Source organism: Cupriavidus sp. 09_S30, assembly GCF_056930435.1.
Genome location: NZ_JBXOWI010000001.1, coordinates 863,243 through 884,304 on the forward strand (window position 1 = coordinate 863,243; position 21,062 = coordinate 884,304).

Consider the following 21,062-nt stretch of genomic DNA (forward strand, 5'->3'; position numbering starts at 1 on the left):
CGGCATTGCCGTTTGCCCGCCATGATCATTACTTCGCTGCTCGACACCGACCTGTACAAGTTCACGATGATGCAGGTGGTGCTGCATCATTTCCCCGCCGCCCAGGTCGAGTACCGTTTCAAGTGCCGTAACGCCGGCGTCGACCTGACGCCGTACATCGACGAGATCCGGGCCGAGGTGGCCCAGCTGTGCCAGGTGCGCTTCACCGAGGAGGAGCTCGACTACCTGCGTGGGCTGCGCTTCATCAAGAGCGACTTCGTCGACTTCCTCGACCTGTTCCACCTGAACGAGAAATACGTGCGGATCACGCCATCGCCCAAGGGCAATGGCGAGATCGACATCGCCATCCGCGGCCCGTGGCTGCACACCATCCTGTTCGAGGTGCCGCTGCTGGCCATCATCAACGAGGTCTACTTCCGCCGCACGCAGCCCAACCCCGACCTGGAGGAGGGGCGCCGCCGGCTGGAGAACAAGCTGGCGCTGCTGAAGGTGCCGGCCCATGCCGCTTGCGTGATCGCCGACTACGGCAGCCGGCGCCGCTTCTCGCGGGACTGGCAGGAGGAGGTGCTGCTGACCATGCAGCGTGTGCTCGGACCGCAGCTGGCAGGCACCAGCAATGTGCACTTCGCGCGCCTGCACAAGATGACCCCGCTGGGCACCATGGCGCACGAGTACCTGCAAGCCTGCCAGGCGCTCGGTCCGCGGCTGCGCGATTCGCAGGTGTTCGCACTCGAGACCTGGGCCAAGGAGTACCGGGGCGATCTCGGCATCGCGCTGTCCGACACCTACGGATTCGACGCCTTCCTGCGCGATTTCGACCTGTACTTCTGCAAGCTGTTCGATGGCGTGCGGCATGACTCGGGCGACCCGGTCGCCTGGGGCGAACGCATGCTGGCACACTACGCCGCCCATCGCGTCGACTCGCGCAGCCGCACGCTGATCTTCAGCGACAGCCTGGACATTCCGCGCGTGATCGAGCTGTTCGAACGCTTCAGCGGTCGTTGCCGGCTGGCGTTCGGCGTGGGCACCAACCTGACCAATGACCTGGGCTACACGCCGCTGCAGATCGTCATCAAGATGGTCCGCTGCAACGGGCAGCCGGTGGCCAAGCTGTCCGACGCGCCGGAGAAGACCATGTGCGACGACCCGGCCTACCTGGCCTACCTGCGGCAGGTATTCGGCATCGACCCCCGCCCCGTATAATCGGCAGGCCGCTCCCGCCATCGCCCCTAGAGCAGACATGGACACCAGCAACGCACGCGACCGCATCTTCGCCCGCATCCGCGCCGCCCAGGGCAGGCCGACGAAGGTCGGCAGCGGCGAACGCGAGGCCGTGGCCGACTACCTGGCCCGGCATCCGCAGGGCCCGCGCCCGGCAGTGCCGCCCGATCTCGCCGAAGCCTTTGCCGCCCAGGCACGCAAGATGGCGTCGACGGTGGCGCGCGTGGCCAGTGAGGCCGACGTGCCCGCTGCCGTGGCCACCTACCTGGACGAGCTCGGCCTGGGGCGGCGCGCCGTCGCCTGGGACACGCTGGCCGGGCTGCCCTGGCAGCAGCACGGGCTGGACGTGCAATGCCGCCCGCCGGTGCGCGACCCGCAGGCAGACCACGACCACGGCGACCTGGTCGGCATCACGGGCTGCTTCTGCGCCATCGCCGAGACCGGCTCCCTGATGCTGCTGTCGGGCCCGCAGACCTTCGCTTCCGCCGCGCTGCTGCCCGAGACCCACATCGCCATCGTGCCGGCCGGACGCATCGTCGCCGGCCTGGAAGACGCCTTCGCGCTGGTGCGCAGCGAACACGGCGTGCTGCCGCGCGCCACCAACATCATCAGCGGCCCCTCCCGCACCGGCGACATCGAGCAGACCATCGTGCTGGGCGCGCATGGTCCGTACCGGGTGCACGTGATCCTGGTCGGCCAGCCCTTAAGCCAGCCCTGACCCCCGGCACGCTGCGCCGCTTGCTTTACACTTGAGGGCTCGCCGCGTGCCGGCAGCCAGGCCTTGCCCTGGCGCTGCCCTGCGCACGCACCATGGCGCCGCCGCGCTTCGCGGCGCGCGCGCCCCCGACCTTCAAGCCAAGGAGATTCCGCCTGATGCGACGTGTTCCCCCGCCTTTGCGGCTGCTGCCACCATTGCTTTTCCTGAGCGCGTTCACCCTGCCTGCAGGTGCGGCCGATCTCGATGGTGCCGCGCTGTCGCCGCTGTGGGGCGCGCCGTTCGCCGGCATCCTGCTGTCGATTGCACTGGTGCCGCTGCTGGCGCCGCGCTTCTGGCACCACCATTTCGGCAAGGTGGCGGCGGCCTGGGGGCTGGTCTTCATCGTACCGTTCGCGCTGGTGTTCGGCATCCATGCTGCCCTGGCCAACGCCTTGCACGCGCTGCTTGCCGAGTACATCCCATTCATCGTGCTGGTGGGCACGCTCTATATCGTGGCCGGCGGCATCTGCGTGCGCGGCAACCTGCATGGCTCGCCGCGGCTGAATACCGGCATCCTGGCGCTGGGCACGGCGCTGGCCAGCCTGATGGGCACCACCGGCGCGGCCATGCTGCTGATCCGGCCGCTGCTGCGGGCGAACGACAATCGCCGCCACGTCGCGCACGTGGTGGTCTTCTTTATTTTCCTGGTGGCCAATGCGGGCGGCGCGCTGACGCCGCTGGGCGACCCGCCGCTGTTCCTCGGCTTCCTCAAGGGCGTGGACTTCTTCTGGACGATGCGCAACATCCTGTTCGAGACGCTCTTCATCTGCGCGTCCCTGCTCGTCATCTTCTATTTCATCGACCGGCACTACTACCTGAACAAGGAGGAAGACCTGCCGCCCGCGATGGACCCCACGCCCGATAGCCGCGGCATTGCCATCGAAGGCAAGGTCAACTTCGTGCTGCTGCTGGCGGTCATCGGCCTGGTGCTGATGAGCGGCATGTGGAAGCCTGGGATCGACTTCAACGTGATGGGAACCGAGGTGGCGCTGCCGGCCCTGCTGCGCGACGTGCTGCTGGTGGTCGTGGCCATCGCCTCGCTGCTGCTGACGCCGCATTCGGCGCGTGCCGGCAACGAGTTCGGCTGGGAGCCGATTTTGGAGGTGGGCAAGCTGTTCGCCGGCATCTTCCTCACCATCATTCCGGTCATCGCCATGCTCAAGGCGGGGACCCAGGGCCCGTTCGCTCCGGTGATCCACGCCGTCAGCGATGCCAATGGCCAGCCGATCGACAGCATGTACTTCTGGGCCACCGGCGTGCTGTCGTCCTTCCTCGACAATGCGCCGACCTACCTGGTCTTCTTCAACACCGCCGGCGGCGATGCCGCTACCCTGATGACGCACAATGCCTCGACGCTGGCCGCGATCTCGGCCGGTGCTGTTTTCATGGGCGCCAATACCTATATCGGCAATGCCCCCAACCTGATGGTGAAGGCCATCGCCGAGGGGCGCGGCGTACGCATGCCGGGCTTCTTCGGCTTCATGGCCTGGTCGATGTGCGTTCTGGTGCCGCTTTTCCTGGTGATGACCTTCCTGTTCTTCCACGAGTGAACGCGATGAAGCCTTCCATCCTCGTTACCCGCGCCATCTTTCCCGACGTGCTCGAACGGCTGGCGCAATACTTCGACGTTGACGACAACCAGCCGGACGTGCCGCTCGATGCGGCCGCGCTCAGCGCGCGGCTGGCGGGCAAGGCCGGCGTGCTGGCCAACGCCGCGGACCGCATCGATGCGGGCCTGATCAGCGGGCTGCCGGCGCTGCGCGCGGTCTGCAATATGGCCGTGGGCTACAACAATCTCGACGTGCCGGCGCTGACCGCGGCCGGCATCGTGGCGACCAACACGCCGGACGTGCTCACCGAAACCACCGCCGACTTCGGCTGGGCGCTGCTCATGGCGGCCGCACGCCGCGTGACCGAGTCCGAGCACTGGCTGCGCGCCGGCAAGTGGCAGCGCTGGAGCTACGACATGTTCCTCGGCATGGACCTGTACGGCAGCACGCTCGGCATCCTCGGCATGGGCCGCATCGGCCAGGCACTGGCGCGGCGCGCGGCCGGCTTCGGCATGCCGGTGCTCTACCACAACCGCAGCCGGCTGCCGCAGGAGGTGGAGCAAAGCCTGAACGCGAGCTATGTGAGCAAGGACGAACTGCTGGCGCGCGCCGACCACCTGGTGCTGGTGCTGCCCTACAGCGCCGAGAGCCACCATGCCATCGGCGCGGCCGAACTGGCACGCATGAAGCCAACCGCCACGCTCGTCAACCTGGCGCGCGGCGGCATCGTCGACGATGCCGCGCTGGCCGCCGCGCTGCGCGAGCGCCGCCTCTTCTCCGCGGGGCTCGATGTGTTCGAGGCTGAGCCCGCCGTGCATCCCGACCTGCTGACGGTGCCCAATGTCGTGCTGACCCCGCATATCGCCAGTGCGTCGGAGAAGACGCGCCGGGCGATGGCGCAGCTCGCCGCGGACAACCTGATCGCGGCGCTCGACGCCGGTCCGGAAGCCGGCAAGCCACGCTCGGTGATCAACCCGGAGGTGATGCCGCGCCGCCGCTGAGGCGGCCGTCACCGCCGTCACTGCTGTCACCGCCGCCCCTCCACCCACTCTCATGACCCTGATTTCCCTCTCCACGCTGGCCGCCGCGGTGGCGGCCGTGATCCTGCTCGCGCTCGTGCTGCTGCGCCTGCGCGGCGGGTCCGGCGATGCCGGCGCCGAAGCGGCGGTCGACGCCGCCGCCGATGCATTGCAGCGCGAACTGGCGGCACTGCGCGGCGAACACGCGCGTGCCAGCGAACGGCTCGAGCGCGAACTGCGCACCGAGGTGGCCGAGACCGCGCGCGCCAATCGTGGCGAATCCGGCCAGCAGATGATGCGCTTCCAACAGGCGCTGTCCTCGCAGCTGACCAGCATCGCCACGCTGCAGAACAGCCAGATCGACACCTTCGCCCAGCAACTCGCCAAGCTGACCGAATCCAATGCCCAGCAGCTCGAGCGGGTCAGGCAGAACCTGATGCTGCAGGGCCAGCAGGCGCGCGAGGAGCAGGGCGCCGCGCTGCGCCGCTTCGGTGACGGGCTGCAGCAGCAGCTAGCGCAGATGTCCGAGGCCAACGAACGGCGCCTGGCCGAGGTGCGCGCCACGCTGGAGCAGAAGCTGCGCGATATCGAGGCCAACAACGCGCTCAAGCTCGAGGAGATGCGCCGCACCGTCGACGAGAAGCTGCACGCCACGCTGGAGCAGCGCCTGGGCGAGTCGTTCAAGCTGGTGTCCGACCGGCTCGAGCAGGTGCACCGCGGCCTGGGCGAGATGCAGGTGCTGGCGCAAGGCGTGGGCGACCTGAAGCGCGTCCTGACCAATGTGAAGACACGCGGGACCTGGGGCGAGGTGCAGCTCGAGATGCTGCTGGAGCAGTTGCTCACCGCCGAGCAGTACGGCAAGAACGTGGAGACCGTGCGCAATTCCGGCGCGCGCGTGGAGTTCGCGGTCCGGCTTCCCGGCAAGGATGCCGGCGGGGCACCGGTCTGGCTGCCGATCGATGCCAAGTTTCCCAAGGAGCAGTACGAGCGGTTGCTCGACGCGCAGGAGCGCAGCGATGCCGAGGGCGTGGCCGTGGCCGGCCGCGAACTGGAATCGGCGCTCAAGCGCGAGGCGCAGGCCATCGCGGAGAAATACCTGTCGCCGCCGCAGACGACCGATTTCGCCATCCTGTTCCTGCCCACCGAGGGTTTGTATGCCGAGGCGCTGCGCCGGCCCGGCCTGGCCGACCTGCTGCAGCGCGACTACCGCGTCACGGTGGCCGGCCCGACCACGCTGACCGCCTTGCTCAACAGCCTGCAGATGGGGTTCCGCACGCTGGCGCTGGAACGGCGCTCGAGCGAGGTGTGGGAGGTGCTGGGCGCGGTCAAGACCGAGTTCGGCAAGTTCGGCGAGGTACTGGCGAAGACGCGCGATACGCTGGAGCGCGCCGCCCGCAATATCGAGCAGGCCGAGGTGCGCACCCGGCAGATGGAGCGCAAGCTGCGCAAGGTCGAGGCCTTGCCTGGCGAGGCCGCGCAGCGGCTGCTGGGGCAGGGCGAGGCGTCGGTGCCTGAAGAGAGGGACTGAGGTGGCGGCTTGGAAACCGCCTGGGAAAGCCGCCGGGCGGCGGGGACGGGCAGGGAGTGCCGGCGTGGCCCCGCGTTTGCCCAGGGGCGGCGCGGCGCGTCAGCCGATCCTGCTCAGCGGCACTCGCGGATGACGACTTCGATGCCGCCGAAACGTGCGGCTACCCAGTTGTAGGCCTTGCAGGCCAGCCACAGCAGGCCGAAGCCGACCAGGGCGTTCAGAATCAGGGCCGTGAACACGGTGATGCCGGGCAGGTCGCCGTAGCGGACGAAGGCGACGAACAGGGCCAGCGACACGATAGGCACCGAGAAGCACAGGTAGACCAGCACAAGCGCGCGGGCGGTCTTGACCGGGTGGAGGTAGGCGATCTCCTGGTTCATGACAACAGGCTGTAAACAAAGTGATGTTGCGCAAGTGTAGCGGTTTGGGCCGAGCCGCGCATCGCCCGGCACCGGAGGGGGGCGCATATCCGGCTAAAGGGGGGGCTCATGCGGTCGGATTGGTGCGCAAAAACGACAGTGGGCACCCGGCTGGCGGCGCACGCGACGGGAGCTGCCGCAGCCGGGCTGCCCGGCCGCCATGCTCAGACCAGCCCGTCGAACAGCATCACCTCCACCGGGTCGCCGGCGGCCACCGGACCCTGGTCGTGGTCCAGGACGATGAAGCAGTTGGCCTCGCTCATCGAGCGCAGCACGCCCGAGCCCTGCTGACCGGTGACGCGCACCTCCAGTTGGCCGTCATCGGCGCGGGCCAGCACGCCGCGCTGGTATTCGGTGCGCCCCGGTTTCTTGCGCATGGCCTGGGCGCTGCGCACGCGCAGCAGGGGCGGCGCCGGCTCGTCGGTGCCCATCATGCGGTGCAGTGCGCCGCGCACCATCTGGTAGAAGGTCACCATCACCGCCACCGGATTGCCGGGCAGGCCGAACAGCAGGGCTTCGTGTCCCGCCGAGGCAATGCGGCCGAAGGCCATCGGCCGGCCGGGACGCATGGCGATGGTCCAGAAACGCACGTCGCCCAGCCGGGCCATGGTCTCTTTGGTGTAGTCCGCCTCGCCGACCGAAACACCGCCTGAGGTGATCACCGCGTCGGCGTTTTCGCAGGCGCTGCGCAGCGCTGCCTCGAGCGCATCCGGATCGTCCCGGACCACCCCCATATCGATCAGCTCGACATGCAGCCGGCGCAGCATGCCATGCAGCGTGTAGCGGTTGGAATCGTAGACGCAGCCAGGGTCGAGCGGCTGGCCGATGGAGCGCAGTTCGTCGCCGGTGGAGAAGAAGGCCACGCGCAGGCGGCGCCGGACCTTGATCTCGGCCACGCCGAGCGAGGCCAGCAGGCCCAGGTCGGCAGGCCGCAGCAGGCGGCCGGCGGCGAGCGCCGGGCGGCCCTGTGCGAGATCCTCGCCGCGCAGGCGGCGGTTGTCCCCGCGGCGCACAGCCCCGGCCGCGAAGCGGATCCGGCCATCCGGCGAGGCCTCGACAAACTCCTGCGGTACCACGGTGTCGCAGCCGGCCGGCATCACCGCGCCGGTCATGATGCGCAGCGCCTGCCCGGGGCCAGGCGACAGCGCGCCCGCGCCGCCCGCCAGCGCCGTGCCGACCACCTGCAAGACCAGCTCGCCCTCCGGTGCCGCGGCCAGTACGTCGCCGGCGAAGGCGTAACCGTCCATGGCAGCATTGTCGTGGGCCGGCACGTCGATGGGGGAAATCACGTCTTCGGCCAGCACGCGGTCCAGCGCATCGCGCAGGGCGACCTGCTCGATGCCCCGCACCGGCTCGGCTACTTCGCTGAGGATGCGCTGGGCATGGGCGACCGGGAGGGCGCCCGGATCATAGCCGGACTGGCAGGAGATGACGGATTGCAGAGAGGGCATCAGGGTCTCGGATTGGATGGCCGGGCGCGCATGCTACGCCCGGGACTGGTCGAAGGCGTGCAATTCTTCCAGCGTATTGATATTGGCGAAGGCGAGGGCGTCTTCGAACATGACTTCGGCCAGCCGGTGCGATGCGGCCCAGGTTTCCACCTTGTGCCCGCCACCGGCCAGGTAGGCCTGCAGGCTGTCCAGCGCCGAGACCGGCAGCAGGCAGAAGACGGGCTGCGGCTGCCGTTGCCCCTGCGTGCCGCGCGTGACGGCCATGGCGAGTTCCGCCTTGGCCGAGGTGAGGCCCTCGACCAGCCGCGCCACCAGGTCGACCGGCAGCAGCGGCGAATCGCACGGTGCGGTGACCAGCCAGCCGGTCCGGCATTGCTCCATGCCGGCCAGCACGCCGGCCAGCGGGCCGGCGAAGTCCGGCACGGAGTCCCGCACCACGGGCACACCGAAGGCCTGGTAAAGGTCCAGGTTGCGGTTGGCATTGATGATCGTGGCGCCGACCTGCGGCGCCAGCCGCGACAGCGCATGCATGGCCAGCGGCATGCCGTGCACCATCTGCAGCCCCTTGTCGCTGCCGCCCATGCGGCTGCTCCGGCCGCCGGCGAGGATCAGGCCGGTGATGTCGTGGCGGTCGATCATGGTGCGCTGCTGGCGATTGGCGGCGATAGGCGGCATGGCGGTCAGCCGCCGATATAGGACATCTCGATCTTGTGCTCGGCGCGCGCCTGGCGCACGGCCGGATTGCCGCGCTGCTCGGAATAGTTGTCCGTGCGCGGCTGCCACACGGCAGCGATCGCATTGGCGATTTCCAGGTCGCTGCGGCCGCCGCGCAGCAGTTCGCGCAGATCGTAGCCCTCGGTGGCGAACAGGCACAGGTAGAGCCGCCCCTCGGTCGACAGGCGAATGCGGCTACAGTCGCCGCAGAAGGCGTGGGTGACGCTGGAGATCACGCCGATCTCGCCGGCGCCATCGCGATAGCGCCAGCGTTCGGCCGTCTCGCCGCTGTAGTTGGCGTCCAGCGGCTCGAGCGGGAAGGCTGCGTCGATGCGGCGCACGACCTCGGCCGATGGCAGCACCTCGTCCATGCGCCAATGGTTGCTGGCGCCCACATCCATGAATTCGATGAAGCGCACGATGATGCCGCTGCCGCGGAAGTGCGCGGCCATCGGCACGATCTCGCCGTCGTTGACGCCACGCTTGACCACCATGTTCACCTTGATCGGCGCCAGTCCGACAGCCTGCGCCGCCTCGATGCCCGCCAGCACGTCGCCAACGGGAAAGTCGACGTCGTTCATGCGCCGGAAGATGGTGTCGTCGATGGCATCCAGGCTGACGCTGACTCTCGTCAGGCCGGCGTCGCGCAGCGCGCGCGCCTTGCGCGCGAGCAGGGAGGCATTGGTGGTCAGTGTCAGGTCCAGCGGCTTGCCCGAGACGGTCTCGATGCGCGCCAGCATTTCCACTAGCTTCTCGATATTCTTGCGCAGCAGCGGTTCGCCGCCGGTGAGGCGGATCTTTTCGACCCCGTGGGCGACGAAGATGCGCGCTGCCCGCTCGATCTCCTCGAAGCTCAGCAGTTCGCCATGCGGCAGGAAGGTGTAGTCCTTGTCGAACACCTCCTTGGGCATGCAGTAGACACAGCGGAAGTTGCAGCGGTCCGTCACCGAGATGCGCAGGTCGTGCAGCCGGCGCCCGCGCGTGTCGGCCAGCAGGCCAGAGGGCGGCACCAGCTCGGCCGGAATGCCGGGCGCCATCGAACGATAGCGATGGTCGCGCAGGTCGAGGAGGGGGATGACGGTCTCGGTCATGGCCTGAGGGCTGGGGCGGCGCGGGCGGTGGGCGGTCTGCCCGCCGCCCGTGGCGCGATGACGTTATGCCGTCATTCTAGCCGAGCACGCCGGCGATACGTGCTGCGCGGGACCGGGAATGAGGGGCCGGGAATGAAAAAGGGGACGGTTTCCCGTCCCCTTTCAGGCAGCGGCGGATGGCCGCGGCGGTGCGTCTCTTACTGCTGTTGTTGCTGCTGCTGCGAAGCCATTTCCACCTGGCTGCCACCGGTTTCGACCAGGATCATCGGACCTTCGGGCAGCGGCGGCAGGGGCTTGCGCTCGCGCGGCACCCGCGGGGCGGGGACGATACGGGCTGCGGCCTCTTGCGCAGCACGGTGCTTGTCGGCATCCGTGTGGACCCACTGCAGGCCAGCGGCGGCCAGCATCGGCTCCAGGTCGGCCGGCGGGACCGCCGGTGCGGCGGCCTGCACGGCGGGGGCCGGGACCTCGGCTTGCACCGCGGCGATCGCCGGTGCCGGCTCCTGCGCTGCGGGTGCCGGCGCGGCCATTTCGGACGCCACCGGGGCAGCCGGTGCGGCCGCTTCGGCCATCACGGCCGGGGCAGCCGGAGTTGCGGCAACGGCAGGCGCGGCTTGGGCCGCGGCTTCCGCCACAGGCGCCACTTCAGCCACCGGCGCGGCAGCAGCCTGGATCGGCTGGCTGTACGCGGTCGCGGCTTCGAATGCTGCGGCGGGCGCGGGGCCGGCGGCGGCCACGGGGGCGGCCGTGCCTTCCTCGGCCACGGCTGCTGCCGGGCGGACGGATTGAGTCGTTTCGGTCACTTCTTCGACCCGTGCTACCACGACTTCCTCAGCGCGTGCGGCCTCGGCGACCACCGGTGCAGCGACAGGCGCCACCTCGGCACCGGCTTCGCCGGCTTCTGCGGCTTCAGCCTCACCATTCTGCAGGCCTTCCTCGCGCTCGCGGCGATAGCGGTTGCGGCCGCGACGGTTGCGGCGGCGGCGCTCTTCGCCTTCGCCGCCTTCGGCCGCTTCCGCGCCCTCGACGCCTTCCGGCAGGTCGGTGCTTGCGGCTTCCTCGGTGTCACGCGGCGCAATGCCGGCGCCGGCCTGTGCCGGGGCGCCTTCCTGCAACGCTGCTCCGGCGGCGACTGCTGCTACGGTTGCTGCTGCGGTCACCTCTTCGCCGGCCTCGCTTTCACGGGCCTCGCCACGCTCACGCTGGCGCTCGCGGCCGCGCTCGCGGCGCTCGCCGCGCTCAGCACGTTCGCCACGCTCGGGGCGTTCGCCACGTTCGGCACGTTCACCGCGCTCGCCACGTTCGCGGCGTTCCTGGCCGCCTTCGGCCTGGCGGGCCGCAGGCACGGCCTGCTGCTCGGCCGGCTGGCGCTGCGGACGCGGGGCGCGTTCGCCCTTCTGCTCGGTCGACGGACGTTCGCCGCGCTCGCCACGCTGGCCGCGGCCACCCTGGCGCTCGCCACGTTCACCGCGCTCGGTGCGTTCGCCACGCTCGGCGCGCTCGCCGCGGCCGCCCTGGGCGCGCTCACCACGTTCACCGCGCTGGCCGCGTTCACCGCGCTCGCGGCGGCCTTCGCCACCGCGCGTCTCGGCAGCCACCGGCTTGGCCGGCTCAACCACCGGGGCTGCCGGCTTGGCGCCGAACAGGCCCTTCAGCCAGGCGATGAAGCCGCCGCTGGCGACCGGCTGGGTAGCCGGCACCGGCGGTGCGGCAGGTGCTTCCTGGCGCGCAGCGCGTTCGGGACGCGGCGTCGAGACCGGTGCGGGCTGCTCGGGAGTGATGCCCTTGACCGCGGCTTCCTGGCGCGGCTTGGCGTCTTCCTTCTTGCGGCTGCTGTAGCTGGTGTCGGCCTCCAGTTCCTTGGCGGCGGCCTCGGCCATCTTGTAGCTGGCGGTGCTTTCTTCCAGGCGCGGATCGTCGTGGCGCAGGCGTTCCAGCTTGTAGTGCGGCGTTTCCAGGTGCTTGTTGGGAATCAGCAGCACATTGACCTTGAAGCGCATTTCGATCAGGTTGATCTCCTGGCGCTTCTCGTTCAGCAGGAAGGCGGTCACCTCCACCGGCACCTGGCAATGGATGGCGGCGGTGTTTTCCTTCATCGCCTCTTCCTGGATGATGCGCAGCACCTGCAGGGCGGACGATTCGGTATCGCGGATGTGGCCGGTGCCGTTGCAGCGCGGGCAGGTGATGTGCGAGCCTTCCGACAGCGAGGGGCGCAGGCGCTGGCGCGACAGCTCCATCAGGCCGAAGCGGCTGATCTTGCCCATCTGCACGCGCGCGCGGTCATGGCGCAGGGCGTCCTTCAGGCGGGTTTCGACATCCTTCTGGGCCTTGCTCGACTCCATGTCGATGAAGTCGATCACGATCAGGCCGCCCAGGTCGCGCAGGCGCAACTGGCGGGCGATCTCGTCGGCCGCTTCCAGGTTGGTGCGCAGCGCCGTTTCCTCGATGTCGGCGCCCTTGGTGGCGCGCGCCGAGTTCACGTCGACCGAGACCAGCGCCTCGGTGTGGTCGATCACGATGGCGCCGCCCGAGGGCAGCATCACCATGCGGGAATAGGCCGACTCGATCTGGTGTTCGATCTGGAAGCGCGAGAACAGGGGGACGTCGTCGCGGTATTTCTTGACCCGGTTGAGGTTGTCTGGCATCACCACGCTCATGAAGGCGCGGGCCTGCTCGTAGATCTCGTCGGTGTCGATCAGGATCTCGCCGATGTCCGGCTGGAAGTAGTCGCGGATGGCGCGGATCACCAGGCTGGATTCCAGGTAGATCAGCAGCGGCGCCTTATTGTCGCCGGCGGCGCCATCGATGGCCTTCCACAGTTGCAGCAGGTAGTTCAGGTCCCACTGCAGTTCCTCGGCCGAGCGGCCGATGCCCGCAGTGCGGGCGATGATGCTCATGCCGTCCGGCACGGTCAGCTGCGCCATGGTCTCGCGCAGTTCCTGGCGGTCCTCGCCCTCGATGCGGCGCGATACGCCGCCGCCGCGCGGGTTGTTGGGCATCAGCACCAGGTAGCGGCCGGCCAGCGAGATGAAGGTGGTCAGCGCCGCGCCCTTGTTGCCGCGCTCTTCCTTCTCGACCTGGACGATCAGTTCCTGGCCTTCGTGCAGGGCATCCTGGATGCGCGCGTTGCGCACGTCGATGCCTTCCTTGAAGTAGGCGCGCGCCACTTCCTTGAAGGGCAGGAAGCCATGGCGCTCTTCGCCGTAGTTGACGAAGCAGGCTTCCAGCGAGGGCTCGATGCGGGTGATCACGCCCTTGTAGATATTGCCCTTGCGTTGTTCGCGCCCGGCGGCCTCGATGTCGATGTCGATCAGTTTCTGACCGTCGACAATCGCGACGCGCAGTTCTTCCTGCTGCGTCGCATTGAATAGCATGCGTTTCATCGCATTACCTCACTCCAATGCCGCGCAAGGCGCCGTCATGCGGCGCCCGCGGCGTTCCATGGAGCACGCGAGGGAGCGCGAGTGGGGGTGGGAGAATTGCCGAATGCGCCGGTGCGCGAATGGGCGCGGCCGGCTGGGCGCGGGTGAGGAGAGGCTACGGCGTCCTGGCGACGTCCGCGTGTTGTGAGAGAGGGCCGGCGGCTGCTCGATGCAGCATGCCGGCGGAATTCCCTGCTTGCTGGCGGCGGGGGCCAGGCAAACCGCGCCGGCCACACCGCGGCCGGCCGCGGTGTGGCCGAGACGCGTCAAAGAGCAATTTGTCGGGCGACAACGCTTGTCCGCATGCTGACATCTCCTGGCGGGCGCACCTATACCTTCTTAGAGTTCTGCGACCGGGCGCCGGTAATACCAGCCAGCTGCGAGGCAAGCCTGCCGGCCGGCACCGTCTTGCCGGTGCGGGCGGGACTTCTCTCACCAAAGCGGATGCCTCGGGCATCCGCAGTCAAATTCTGTTCTACCTGAACACTCTGTTCCCACGTCACCGCCATCATCGCCGAAGCCGACTACGGGCGGCTTCCTGCGCGCGGGTGGTGCCGTGCGTGCTGCTTTTTGCTGCCATTCGCCAGCCTGGCATCTGCGGGGTACGCAATTCGATGCGAAGCTGGCCGGGCTGGCTGCAACCCGAAGTGTAAAATGCGATAAATCGCCTACACCGGATTTGCGCTGCCGGTCCTTGGCCGGAACAGCGAGGAAATTATATTGAAAATGAATGAGTTACGCCATCAAATTGAAAAAGAGGCGCGGACGCCCGCAGCGGGCCCTCAGGTGGCGTATGTGACAGTCGGCGAAGAGGCCGACGGCCAGCGCATCGACAACTACCTGCTGAAGACCGCCAAGGGCGTGCCCAAGAGCCATGTCTACCGCATCCTGCGTTCGGGCGAGGTACGGGTCAACAAGGGACGCGTCGACGCCACTTACCGGCTGAAGAGCGGTGATGTGGTGCGGATCCCGCCGATTCGCGTGGCTGCCGCGCCTGCTGCGGCCGGCTTCGTGCCGCCTGCCAGCTTCCCCGTGCTGTTCGAGGATGCGCACCTGCTGATCATCGACAAGCCGGCGGGCGTGGCCGTCCACGGTGGCTCCGGCGTCGCATTCGGCGTCATCGAGCAGTTGCGCCAGGCCCGGCCGGAGGCGCGTTTCCTGGAACTGGTCCACCGCCTCGACCGCGAAACCTCGGGCATCCTGATGCTTGCCAAGAAGCGCTCGGCCCTGGTGGGGCTGCACGAGCAGATCCGTGGCAATGCGCTCGACAAACGCTATTACGCCTGCGTGGCGGGCGAATTCCAGAATGCGCGCCAGCATGTGAAGTTTGCGCTATTCAAGTACACCACCGCAGACGGTGAGCGCCGGGTGCGGGTGCAGGCCGACGGGCTGGCCTCGCACACGGTGTTCAACCGCGTCGAGGCCTTCCCCGGCTTCACGCTGGTGGAGGCCGAGCTGAAGACGGGGCGCACGCACCAGATCCGCGTGCACCTGGCGCACTCGGGCTTTCCCATCGTCGGCGACGAGAAGTATGGCGATTTCACCTTGAACAAGGCCTTGGCGCGGGCAGGGGCGCAGCCGGGCATCCGGCGCATGTTCCTGCACGCCCATCAGCTCACCTTTGCGCACCCCGCCACCGGCGAATCGGTGACGGTGCGCGCGCCGCTGCCCGCCGAATGCGTGGGCTTCCTGCAACAGTTGCGCGAGCGCGCGGGCCGGCCGGCCTGAACGCGCCAACGACAGACGAGACAGACGAGGATACCGAAAGCCATGTCCAGGCAACGCTTTGACCTGATCGTGTTCGACTGGGACGGAACCCTGATGGATTCCACCCCGACCATCGCCAAGTGCATCCAGCTCGCCGCGCTCGACCTGGGGCTGCCGGTGCCCGACGACAGCGCGGCGGCCCACGTGATCGGACTGGGGCTGAAGGACGCGCTGTCCTACGCCGTCCCCACGCTGGATCCGGCCGACTATCCCAAGCTGGCGGAGCGCTACCGCTTCCATTTCCTCACGCGCGACGCCGAGCTGGTGCTGTTCGATGGCGTGCGTGAGATGCTGGAGGCGCTGCGCGCCGAGCATTACTTCCTCGGCGTGGCCACCGGCAAGACACGTGTCGGCCTCCAGCGCGCGCTGGAGGCCACCGGGCTGGCCAGCTTGTTCGATGCCACGCGCTGCGCCGACGAGACCTTCTCCAAGCCGCATCCGGCCATGCTGCACGAGCTGACACGCGAACTCGGCCAGGACATGGCGCGCACGGTGATGGTCGGCGATACCACCCACGACCTGCAGATGGCAGTCAATGCCGGCGCGGCCGGCATCGGCGTGAGCTACGGCGCCCACCCGGCCGATTCGCTGCAGGCGATGGCGCCGGTGCACTGTGCGGCCTCGGTCGCCGACCTCAACTCCTGGTTGCTGCGCCATGGCTGAAGAGGCCCAGCGCCTTTGCGCGGCGGACGCGCTGGTGGAAGGCGGCACCGGCGTGCGCTTCCTGGTCGAGCTGCGCGGACGCCAGGTGGGCGCCTTCGCGGTGCGCTTCGACGGCGCCGTTCACGGCTACCTCAACCAGTGCGCCCACGTGCCGATGGAGCTCGACTGGCAGGAGGGCCAGTTCTTCGAGTCCTCGGGCCTATACTTGATGTGCGCGACACATGGCGCCCTCTACGCGCCCGATACCGGGCAGTGCGTCGGCGGCCCTTGCCGTGGCGCCACGCTCGCCAAGCTGCGCATCGAAGAACGGCCGGACGGCGTGTACTGGCTGCCCGAACCGCCTTATGTCGCACCGGATGCCGCTGCGGATGCGCCATCGACCTTCTCCTAGAGTTCCTGCATGACAGAACAGCAAAAACCTCCGTTCGACGACGACACGCCGCGCAAGCCGGGCAGCGAAGAGGGCGGCGCAGCCGGCGATGAGCGCCTGGAAACGGCGCGCCGCGCGGATTTCCCGCTAGAGGACGAGTTGCGCAAGGGCGATGCTGCCGCCCGCCGCGAATCCGAGGAGCGGGCCGAGCGGATTTCCGGCGGCGGCGGTCCGGTGAGCGGCGGCTGGGAGCGCGACGTGCTGGAAAAGGTGCTGATGGCCACGCTGCGGGAACAGCGCGCGGCGCGCCGCTGGCGCATCTTCTTCCGCTTCGTCAGCCTGGCCCTGCTGCTTGTGATCTTCCTGCTGGTCTTCGACCTGAAGGGCGAAGGCACCATCGGCACCGGGAGGCACACGGCGATGGTGTCGCTCGACGGCGAGATCGCGGCGGGCACGACGGCGAGCGCGGAGTCGATCAACGCGGCGCTGCAGGCGGCCTTCGCCGATAGCAATGCGGCCGGGGTGATCCTGAAGATCAATTCGCCGGGCGGCTCGCCGGTGCAGGCCGGCATCATCAATGATGAGATCCATCGCCTGCGCAAGCTTTATCCGTCCAAGCCGCTGTATGTGGTGGTCGAGGAGGTCTGCGCCTCGGGCGGCTACTACGTGGCGGCTGCGGCCGACAAGATCTATGTGGACAAGGCCAGCATCGTCGGCTCGATCGGCGTGCTGATGGATGGCTTCGGCTTCACCGGCCTGATGGACAAGCTTGGCGTCGAGCGCCGCTTGTACACCTCCGGCGCCAACAAGGGCATGCTCGATCCGTTCTCGCCCGAGGTGCCGCGCCAGAAGGAGTATGCGCAGACCATGCTCAAGCAGATCCACCAGCAGTTCATCGACGTGGTCAAGGAAGGCCGCGGCGACCGCCTGAAGAACGATCCCGACCTGTTCTCGGGGCTGTTCTGGACCGGCGAGCGCAGCGTCCAGCTGGGGCTGGCAGACGGGCTCGGCAACGCCGACTACGTGGCTCGGGACCTGTTCAAGGCCGAGGACATAGTCGACTACACGGTCAAGGAGAACCTGGCCGAGCGCCTGGCCAAGCGTTTCGGCGCCGCCGTGGGCAGCGCCGCGATCAAGACGTTGATGCTGGGCAACCGCTTCCAGTCCGTGCAGTAAGTGGCAAGTGCGGGAGGCCGGGCGGGCGTACGGCCAGGGTGGCCGCGCGCCCGGTAAGCATCCGGCAAGCGCCCGTCAGGCGGCCAGCAGCGAGAAGATCGCGGGCCGCTTGTGCAGATCGAGCCGCTCCGGCCGCCAGGCCGACAGCGGCAGCGTGACGATGGTTTCGCTCGGCAGCGTCAGGTCCACCGCGATCGACAGCAGCGTGGAGCCTGCGCAATGCTGGCGCATGGCTTCCAGCAGGGCGGCATTGCGGTAGGGCGTTTCGATCCAGACCTGGGTCTGGCGCGTCTTGCGCGAATGCTGTTCCAGTTCGCGCAGCTTCTGGGCGCGCTCCCCCGCGTCCACCGGCAGGTAGCCATTGAAGGCGAAGCTCTGGCCGTTGAGTCCTGACCCCATCACCGCCAGCAGGATGGCGCTGGGCCCGACCAGCGGGCGCACACGCACGCCCGCGGCATGTGCCAGCCGGACCAGGTCGGCGCCGGGGTCGGCCACGGCGGGAACGCCGGCTTCAGACAGCAGCCCGCCGTCGCGGCCGGCCTGGATCGGCGCCAGCAACTCTGCCAGCGCCTCGGCGCGGGTGTTGACATTCAGCTCGCGTATCTCGATCTGCTGGATGGGGCGCGCCAGCGCGGTGGTTTCCCCCAGCTTCTTCAGGTAGGCGCGTGCCGTCTTGGCGTTTTCCGCGACCAGATAGTCGAGTCCTGCGGCGATCTGCTGTACGCCGGCCGGGATGACATCGGGCAGGGGATCGGCCTCGTCGCGCTTGCCGAGCGTGTTGGGAATCAGGTAGAGGGTGCCGCCCTTCACATTGCTGCTGCTCATGCCCGCCTCACGCCTGGAAGAAGGGGTAGCCGGCCTGGCGCAGCATGCCGGTGAGGGCGATCAGCGGCAGTCCCACCAGGGCGGTGGGGTCGTCCGATTCCACGCGGGAGAGCAGGGCGATGCCCAGTCCCTCCGATTTCGCGCTGCCGGCCACGTCATAGGGGCGCTCCAGTTGCAGGTAGGCTTCGAGTTCGGTGTCGTCGAGCTCGCGGAAGGTGGCGCGTGTCTGCACGTCGGCCAGTTGCGATTGGCCGTTGCGGCTGTCGAGCAGGCACAGGGCCGAGTGGAATGTGATGGTGCGTCCACGCATCAGCTTGAGCTGGGCCAGCGCCTTTTCGTGCGTGCCGGGTTTGCCGATCTGTGCGCCGTCGAGCGTGGCTACCTGGTCCGAGCCGATGACCAGTGCACCCGGGTGGCGTGCCGCGATGGCCTCGGCCTTGGCCAGGGACAGGCGCAGTGCGGTGGCTTCGGGGGTTTCGCCTGCGCGGGGCGTTTCGTCGATGTCGGGCGTGGCCACGTCGAAGGGGATGCGCAGACGTTCGAGCAGTTCGCGGCGATAGGGCGAGCTGGAGCCAAGGATCAGGGCGGGGTGCTTGCTGGAAGACATAAGTGATTGAGCGGAAAGAGGAAAGATGTGTGTTCCGGTTTTGACTCTTGCCGGATTATCGACGTATAATGCTGCGTTTTGCCGCTTGTGGCTCGCGATTTGGCGGGCCAGTGCGCGGCGGCCGTGGCAGAGAGTGATGTATCGGTTGCTGTGCCTGCATCTCGCGCCTTACCGCGGCCCGCATTGCAAGCGGCTATTGTCAGGCAGTGTCAGGCAGCCTAGCGCCCAAGCAGCTAGCGGTAAGCCAGCGGTGCCTGACAGCGGACAGCCATCATGACCCAGTCGATCGACCTGCGCGAGTTTGATCTCTTTGCCTTCTGCCGGGCCGGCGATTCTGTTGCCGGCGAGGTGGCGGTGCAGAAGTTGCCGCGCATCTTAGCCGAGACGGCGGCGCAAGCGCCAGCCTCGGCTGCCGAGGAGCGCTTCACGTATGAAGCGCGGGGCTCGGTGCGCGAGGAAGCGGGGGAGCCCGGCAAGCCGCCGGTGCGGCGCCTGTTCCTGGACCTGACCGTCGACGCGCGCGTGTGGTTGACCTGCCAGCGTTGCCTGGAGGCCTATGCCGAGCCGATCGCCACGTCGACGCGGTTCGAGGTCATGGCTTCCGAGGAAGAGGCTGATGCGGCGCCGATGGACGACGACGATGTCGACGTCATCGCCGGGTCCAAGCGCTTCTCGCTGTTGACGCTGATCGAAGATGAAGTGCTGCTGGCCCTGCCGGTGGCGCCCAAGCATGCTGTTTGCGCCGATGTGCACGAAAGCCTCGTGACCGGCGCGGACGGACAGGTGGAGCCAGAAGTCGAGGCGACGCCGGAAGAAGAAAAGCGGCCTTCGCCCTTCGCGGCGCTGGCCAGCCTGAAGTCGAAGCACTGAATCCGCACGCGATGCGCGCGGGCCGGTGCCCGTCTTCAGGTCCTGGATACGCATCCGGCCGGGCCCGGCTACGCCTTGTGCTGGATGCTGTGTGTTAATATTGCAAAATTCTCGAAGGAGTCATCATGGCTGTTCAACAGAACAAGAAGTCGCCGTCCAAGCGCGGCATGCACCGCTCGCACGACCACCTGTCGGCGGCTCCCCTGGCTGTCGAGCCGACCACCGGCGAAGCCCACCTGCGCCACCACGTGAGCCCGAACGGCTACTACCGTGGCCGCAAGGTCATCAAGACCAAGAACGACTGATACGCTCGTTCGGCGTGACTTCGCGTCTCGCTCGCGCGTTCTAGGCTAGAAACAAGAAAGCGGCAAGCTCGTTGCCGCTTTTTTGTTGCGCGCTCGGAAGGGATTCGGGCCGGCCGGCCGTCACTGTGCGGCCGGTCAGGCCCCTCCGTCGGGCGGCCGGATCGAATCGGCGGGAGGCGGGTCAGAGTGAGCGCAAGTGCGCGTCTGCTCCAGGAAACAATGACGATCAAACTTGCTATCGACTGCATGGGCGGTGATCACGGCGTCTCCGTGACGGTGCCGGCAGCGATCAGTTTTCTCTCGACCCACGAGGATGCCGAGATGGTGCTGGTCGGCCAGCCCGAAGCCATCCAGCCGCAGCTCAAGAAGCTGCATGCGCTGGAGCATCCGCGTGTGCACATCGTTGCTGCCACCGAGGTCATCACCATGGATGATCCCGTGGAGGTGGCGCTGCGCAAGAAGAAGGATTCCTCGATGCGCGTGGCGGTGACCCAGGTCAAGGAAGGCCGGGCCGACGCCTGCATCTCCGCCGGCAATACCGGCGCGCTGATGGCCGTTTCGCGCTATGTGCTGAAGACGCTGGAGGGTATCGAGCGCCCGGCCATCGCCACCACCATTCCGAATGAGCAGGGGTGGGGCACCACGGTGCTCGATCTCGGCGCCAACGCTGATTGCGAGCCCGAGCACCTGCTGCAGTTCGCCCGCATGGCAGAGGCCATGGTGGCGGTGGTCGACCACAAGGCCCAGCCCACTGTCGGCCTGCTGAACATCGGCGAGGAAGTCATCAAGGGCAATGAAGTGGTCAAGCGCGCCGGCGAACTGCTGCGCGCCTCCGAACTCAACTTCTACGGCAACGTGGAAGGCAACGACATCTTCAAGGGCACGACCGACATCGTGGTCTGCGACGGCTTCGTCGGCAATGTGGCGCTCAAGAGTACCGAGGGCCTGGCGAAGATGATCGGGAGTATGATCAAGGAAGAATTCACGCGCTCCTGGTTCACCAAGCTGCTGGCAGGCGTGGCCATGCCGGTGCTGTCGCGGCTGGCCAAGCGGCTGGACCCGGCGCGTTATAACGGTGCTTCGCTGCTGGGGTTGCGCGGACTAGTCATCAAGAGCCACGGCTCGGCTGACGCGCACTCCTTTGAGTGGGCTATCAAACGCGGGTATGATGCCGCCAAGAATGGCGTCATCGAGCGTATCAGCCAGGCCTTTGCGACCAAGGCCGGTGCCGGCGGCGCCCCAGCGGGCAGCCCACAGCCGGGCACGGCACCGAACCCGCATCCCAGCGCCCGCGCTGCCTGAGCCCG

At 68.1% G+C, this 21,062-nt stretch carries 19 protein-coding genes; 12 read left to right on the forward strand and 7 right to left on the reverse strand.

From position 1 onward, the window contains the following. Nucleotides 1-21: 21 nt before the first annotated feature. From pncB to AC1Z3O_RS04090, 5 genes are all read left to right on the forward strand, one after another. The gene (gene pncB, locus AC1Z3O_RS04070; protein ID WP_483513729.1) at nt 22-1,203 is read left to right on the forward strand and encodes a nicotinate phosphoribosyltransferase; all 1,182 of its coding nucleotides are present in this window, start codon (nt 22-24) and stop codon (nt 1,201-1,203) included. 37 nt (nt 1,204-1,240) lie between these two features. Then, nucleotides 1,241-1,939, forward strand: a complete 699-nt coding sequence (locus tag AC1Z3O_RS04075; RefSeq protein ID WP_483513731.1) for a LutC/YkgG family protein — start codon at nt 1,241-1,243, stop codon at nt 1,937-1,939. Between the two features lie 155 nt (nt 1,940-2,094). Next, the gene (locus AC1Z3O_RS04080; protein WP_483513733.1) at nt 2,095-3,528 is read left to right on the forward strand and encodes a sodium:proton antiporter; all 1,434 of its coding nucleotides are present in this window, start codon (nt 2,095-2,097) and stop codon (nt 3,526-3,528) included. A 5-nt stretch (nt 3,529-3,533) separates the two neighbouring features. Next, entirely contained in the window at nt 3,534-4,529 is a 996-nt protein-coding gene (locus tag AC1Z3O_RS04085) for a 2-hydroxyacid dehydrogenase (RefSeq protein WP_483513735.1), read from the forward strand. Nucleotides 4,530-4,581: 52 nt separating this feature from the next. Then, nucleotides 4,582-6,075, forward strand: a complete 1,494-nt coding sequence (locus AC1Z3O_RS04090; RefSeq protein ID WP_483513737.1) for a DNA recombination protein RmuC — start codon at nt 4,582-4,584, stop codon at nt 6,073-6,075. Between the two features lie 113 nt (nt 6,076-6,188). Here AC1Z3O_RS04090 and AC1Z3O_RS04095 read toward each other — a convergent pair whose 3' ends face one another. The 5 genes from AC1Z3O_RS04095 to AC1Z3O_RS04115 all read right to left on the reverse strand — a co-directional run bounded on the left by AC1Z3O_RS04095 (nt 6,189) and on the right by AC1Z3O_RS04115 (nt 13,133). Beyond that, the gene (locus AC1Z3O_RS04095) at nt 6,189-6,455 is read right to left on the reverse strand and encodes a hypothetical protein (protein ID WP_483513739.1); all 267 of its coding nucleotides are present in this window, start codon (nt 6,453-6,455) and stop codon (nt 6,189-6,191) included. Nucleotides 6,456-6,658: 203 nt separating this feature from the next. Continuing rightward, complete coding sequence (moeA, locus tag AC1Z3O_RS04100) at nt 6,659-7,945, reverse strand: molybdopterin molybdotransferase MoeA (protein WP_483513741.1); 1,287 nt, start codon at nt 7,943-7,945, stop codon at nt 6,659-6,661. Between the two features lie 33 nt (nt 7,946-7,978). Beyond that, nucleotides 7,979-8,584, reverse strand: a complete 606-nt coding sequence (mobA, locus tag AC1Z3O_RS04105) for a molybdenum cofactor guanylyltransferase MobA (RefSeq protein WP_483517511.1) — start codon at nt 8,582-8,584, stop codon at nt 7,979-7,981. A gap of 41 nt (nt 8,585-8,625) precedes the next feature. Then, nucleotides 8,626-9,750 carry a GTP 3',8-cyclase MoaA gene (gene moaA, locus AC1Z3O_RS04110; protein ID WP_483513743.1) on the reverse strand — a complete coding sequence of 375 codons (1,125 nt, stop codon included), beginning with the start codon at nt 9,748-9,750 and terminating at the stop codon, nt 8,626-8,628. Between the two features lie 197 nt (nt 9,751-9,947). Next, nucleotides 9,948-13,133 (reverse strand): Rne/Rng family ribonuclease, encoded by a 3,186-nt coding sequence (locus tag AC1Z3O_RS04115; RefSeq protein ID WP_483513745.1) that lies wholly within the window; start codon nt 13,131-13,133, stop codon nt 9,948-9,950. 765 nt (nt 13,134-13,898) lie between these two features. On the opposite strand from AC1Z3O_RS04115, the gene AC1Z3O_RS04120 reads away from it, so the two are divergent. The 4 genes from AC1Z3O_RS04120 to AC1Z3O_RS04135 are packed head-to-tail and all read left to right on the forward strand — an operon-like array spanning nt 13,899 to nt 17,148. Further along, entirely contained in the window at nt 13,899-14,900 is a 1,002-nt protein-coding gene (locus tag AC1Z3O_RS04120) for an RluA family pseudouridine synthase (RefSeq protein WP_483513747.1), read from the forward strand. A 42-nt stretch (nt 14,901-14,942) separates the two neighbouring features. After that, on the forward strand, nt 14,943-15,602 hold the full coding sequence (locus tag AC1Z3O_RS04125) for an HAD-IA family hydrolase (RefSeq protein ID WP_483513748.1): 660 nt from the start codon (nt 14,943-14,945) through the stop codon (nt 15,600-15,602). Further along, on the forward strand, nt 15,595-15,993 hold the full coding sequence (locus AC1Z3O_RS04130; protein WP_483513750.1) for a Rieske (2Fe-2S) protein: 399 nt from the start codon (nt 15,595-15,597) through the stop codon (nt 15,991-15,993). The genes AC1Z3O_RS04125 and AC1Z3O_RS04130 overlap by 8 nt, the downstream gene beginning before the upstream one ends. Nucleotides 15,994-16,002: 9 nt before the next feature. After that, nucleotides 16,003-17,148 (forward strand): S49 family peptidase, encoded by a 1,146-nt coding sequence (locus AC1Z3O_RS04135; RefSeq protein WP_483513752.1) that lies wholly within the window; start codon nt 16,003-16,005, stop codon nt 17,146-17,148. Between the two features lie 75 nt (nt 17,149-17,223). On the opposite strand, the gene AC1Z3O_RS04140 is transcribed toward AC1Z3O_RS04135, so the two are convergent. Next, a complete protein-coding gene (locus AC1Z3O_RS04140; RefSeq protein WP_483513754.1) occupies nt 17,224-17,973 on the reverse strand; it encodes an SAM-dependent methyltransferase in 750 nt (249 codons plus the stop codon). 7 nt (nt 17,974-17,980) lie between these two features. After that, a complete protein-coding gene (locus tag AC1Z3O_RS04145; RefSeq protein ID WP_483513756.1) occupies nt 17,981-18,580 on the reverse strand; it encodes a Maf-like protein in 600 nt (199 codons plus the stop codon). A gap of 273 nt (nt 18,581-18,853) precedes the next feature. On the opposite strand from AC1Z3O_RS04145, the gene AC1Z3O_RS04150 reads away from it, so the two are divergent. The 3 genes from AC1Z3O_RS04150 (at nt 18,854) to plsX (ending at nt 21,057) form a co-directional block, all read left to right on the forward strand. Then, nucleotides 18,854-19,450: a YceD family protein gene (locus tag AC1Z3O_RS04150; protein ID WP_483513757.1), complete on the forward strand. Its 597-nt coding sequence runs from the start codon at nt 18,854-18,856 to the stop codon at nt 19,448-19,450. Between the two features lie 125 nt (nt 19,451-19,575). Next, complete coding sequence (gene rpmF, locus AC1Z3O_RS04155) at nt 19,576-19,755, forward strand: 50S ribosomal protein L32 (RefSeq protein WP_017229329.1); 180 nt, start codon at nt 19,576-19,578, stop codon at nt 19,753-19,755. A 219-nt stretch (nt 19,756-19,974) separates the two neighbouring features. After that, the gene (gene plsX / locus AC1Z3O_RS04160; protein WP_483513760.1) at nt 19,975-21,057 is read left to right on the forward strand and encodes a phosphate acyltransferase PlsX; all 1,083 of its coding nucleotides are present in this window, start codon (nt 19,975-19,977) and stop codon (nt 21,055-21,057) included. Nucleotides 21,058-21,062: the final 5 nt, after the last annotated feature.

Bases quoted from the DNA above. Each gene is read 5' to 3' on its own strand.
- pncB (WP_483513729.1), top strand. From the start codon at position 22: ATGATCATTACTTCGCTGCTCGACACCGACCTGTACAAGTTCACGATG.
- AC1Z3O_RS04075 (WP_483513731.1), top strand. From the start codon at position 1,241: ATGGACACCAGCAACGCACGCGACCGCATCTTCGCCCGCATCCGCGCC.
- AC1Z3O_RS04080 (WP_483513733.1), top strand. From the start codon at position 2,095: ATGCGACGTGTTCCCCCGCCTTTGCGGCTGCTGCCACCATTGCTTTTC.
- AC1Z3O_RS04085 (WP_483513735.1), top strand. From the start codon at position 3,534: ATGAAGCCTTCCATCCTCGTTACCCGCGCCATCTTTCCCGACGTGCTC.
- AC1Z3O_RS04090 (WP_483513737.1), top strand. From the start codon at position 4,582: ATGACCCTGATTTCCCTCTCCACGCTGGCCGCCGCGGTGGCGGCCGTG.
- AC1Z3O_RS04095 (WP_483513739.1), bottom strand. From the start codon at position 6,455: ATGAACCAGGAGATCGCCTACCTCCACCCGGTCAAGACCGCCCGCGCG.
- moeA (WP_483513741.1), bottom strand. From the start codon at position 7,945: ATGCCCTCTCTGCAATCCGTCATCTCCTGCCAGTCCGGCTATGATCCG.
- mobA (WP_483517511.1), bottom strand. From the start codon at position 8,584: ATGATCGACCGCCACGACATCACCGGCCTGATCCTCGCCGGCGGCCGG.
- moaA (WP_483513743.1), bottom strand. From the start codon at position 9,750: ATGACCGAGACCGTCATCCCCCTCCTCGACCTGCGCGACCATCGCTAT.
- AC1Z3O_RS04115 (WP_483513745.1), bottom strand. From the start codon at position 13,133: ATGAAACGCATGCTATTCAATGCGACGCAGCAGGAAGAACTGCGCGTC.
- AC1Z3O_RS04120 (WP_483513747.1), top strand. From the start codon at position 13,899: ATGAATGAGTTACGCCATCAAATTGAAAAAGAGGCGCGGACGCCCGCA.
- AC1Z3O_RS04125 (WP_483513748.1), top strand. From the start codon at position 14,943: ATGTCCAGGCAACGCTTTGACCTGATCGTGTTCGACTGGGACGGAACC.
- AC1Z3O_RS04130 (WP_483513750.1), top strand. From the start codon at position 15,595: ATGGCTGAAGAGGCCCAGCGCCTTTGCGCGGCGGACGCGCTGGTGGAA.
- AC1Z3O_RS04135 (WP_483513752.1), top strand. From the start codon at position 16,003: ATGACAGAACAGCAAAAACCTCCGTTCGACGACGACACGCCGCGCAAG.
- AC1Z3O_RS04140 (WP_483513754.1), bottom strand. From the start codon at position 17,973: ATGAGCAGCAGCAATGTGAAGGGCGGCACCCTCTACCTGATTCCCAAC.
- AC1Z3O_RS04145 (WP_483513756.1), bottom strand. From the start codon at position 18,580: ATGTCTTCCAGCAAGCACCCCGCCCTGATCCTTGGCTCCAGCTCGCCC.
- AC1Z3O_RS04150 (WP_483513757.1), top strand. From the start codon at position 18,854: ATGACCCAGTCGATCGACCTGCGCGAGTTTGATCTCTTTGCCTTCTGC.
- rpmF (WP_017229329.1), top strand. From the start codon at position 19,576: ATGGCTGTTCAACAGAACAAGAAGTCGCCGTCCAAGCGCGGCATGCAC.
- plsX (WP_483513760.1), top strand. From the start codon at position 19,975: ATGACGATCAAACTTGCTATCGACTGCATGGGCGGTGATCACGGCGTC.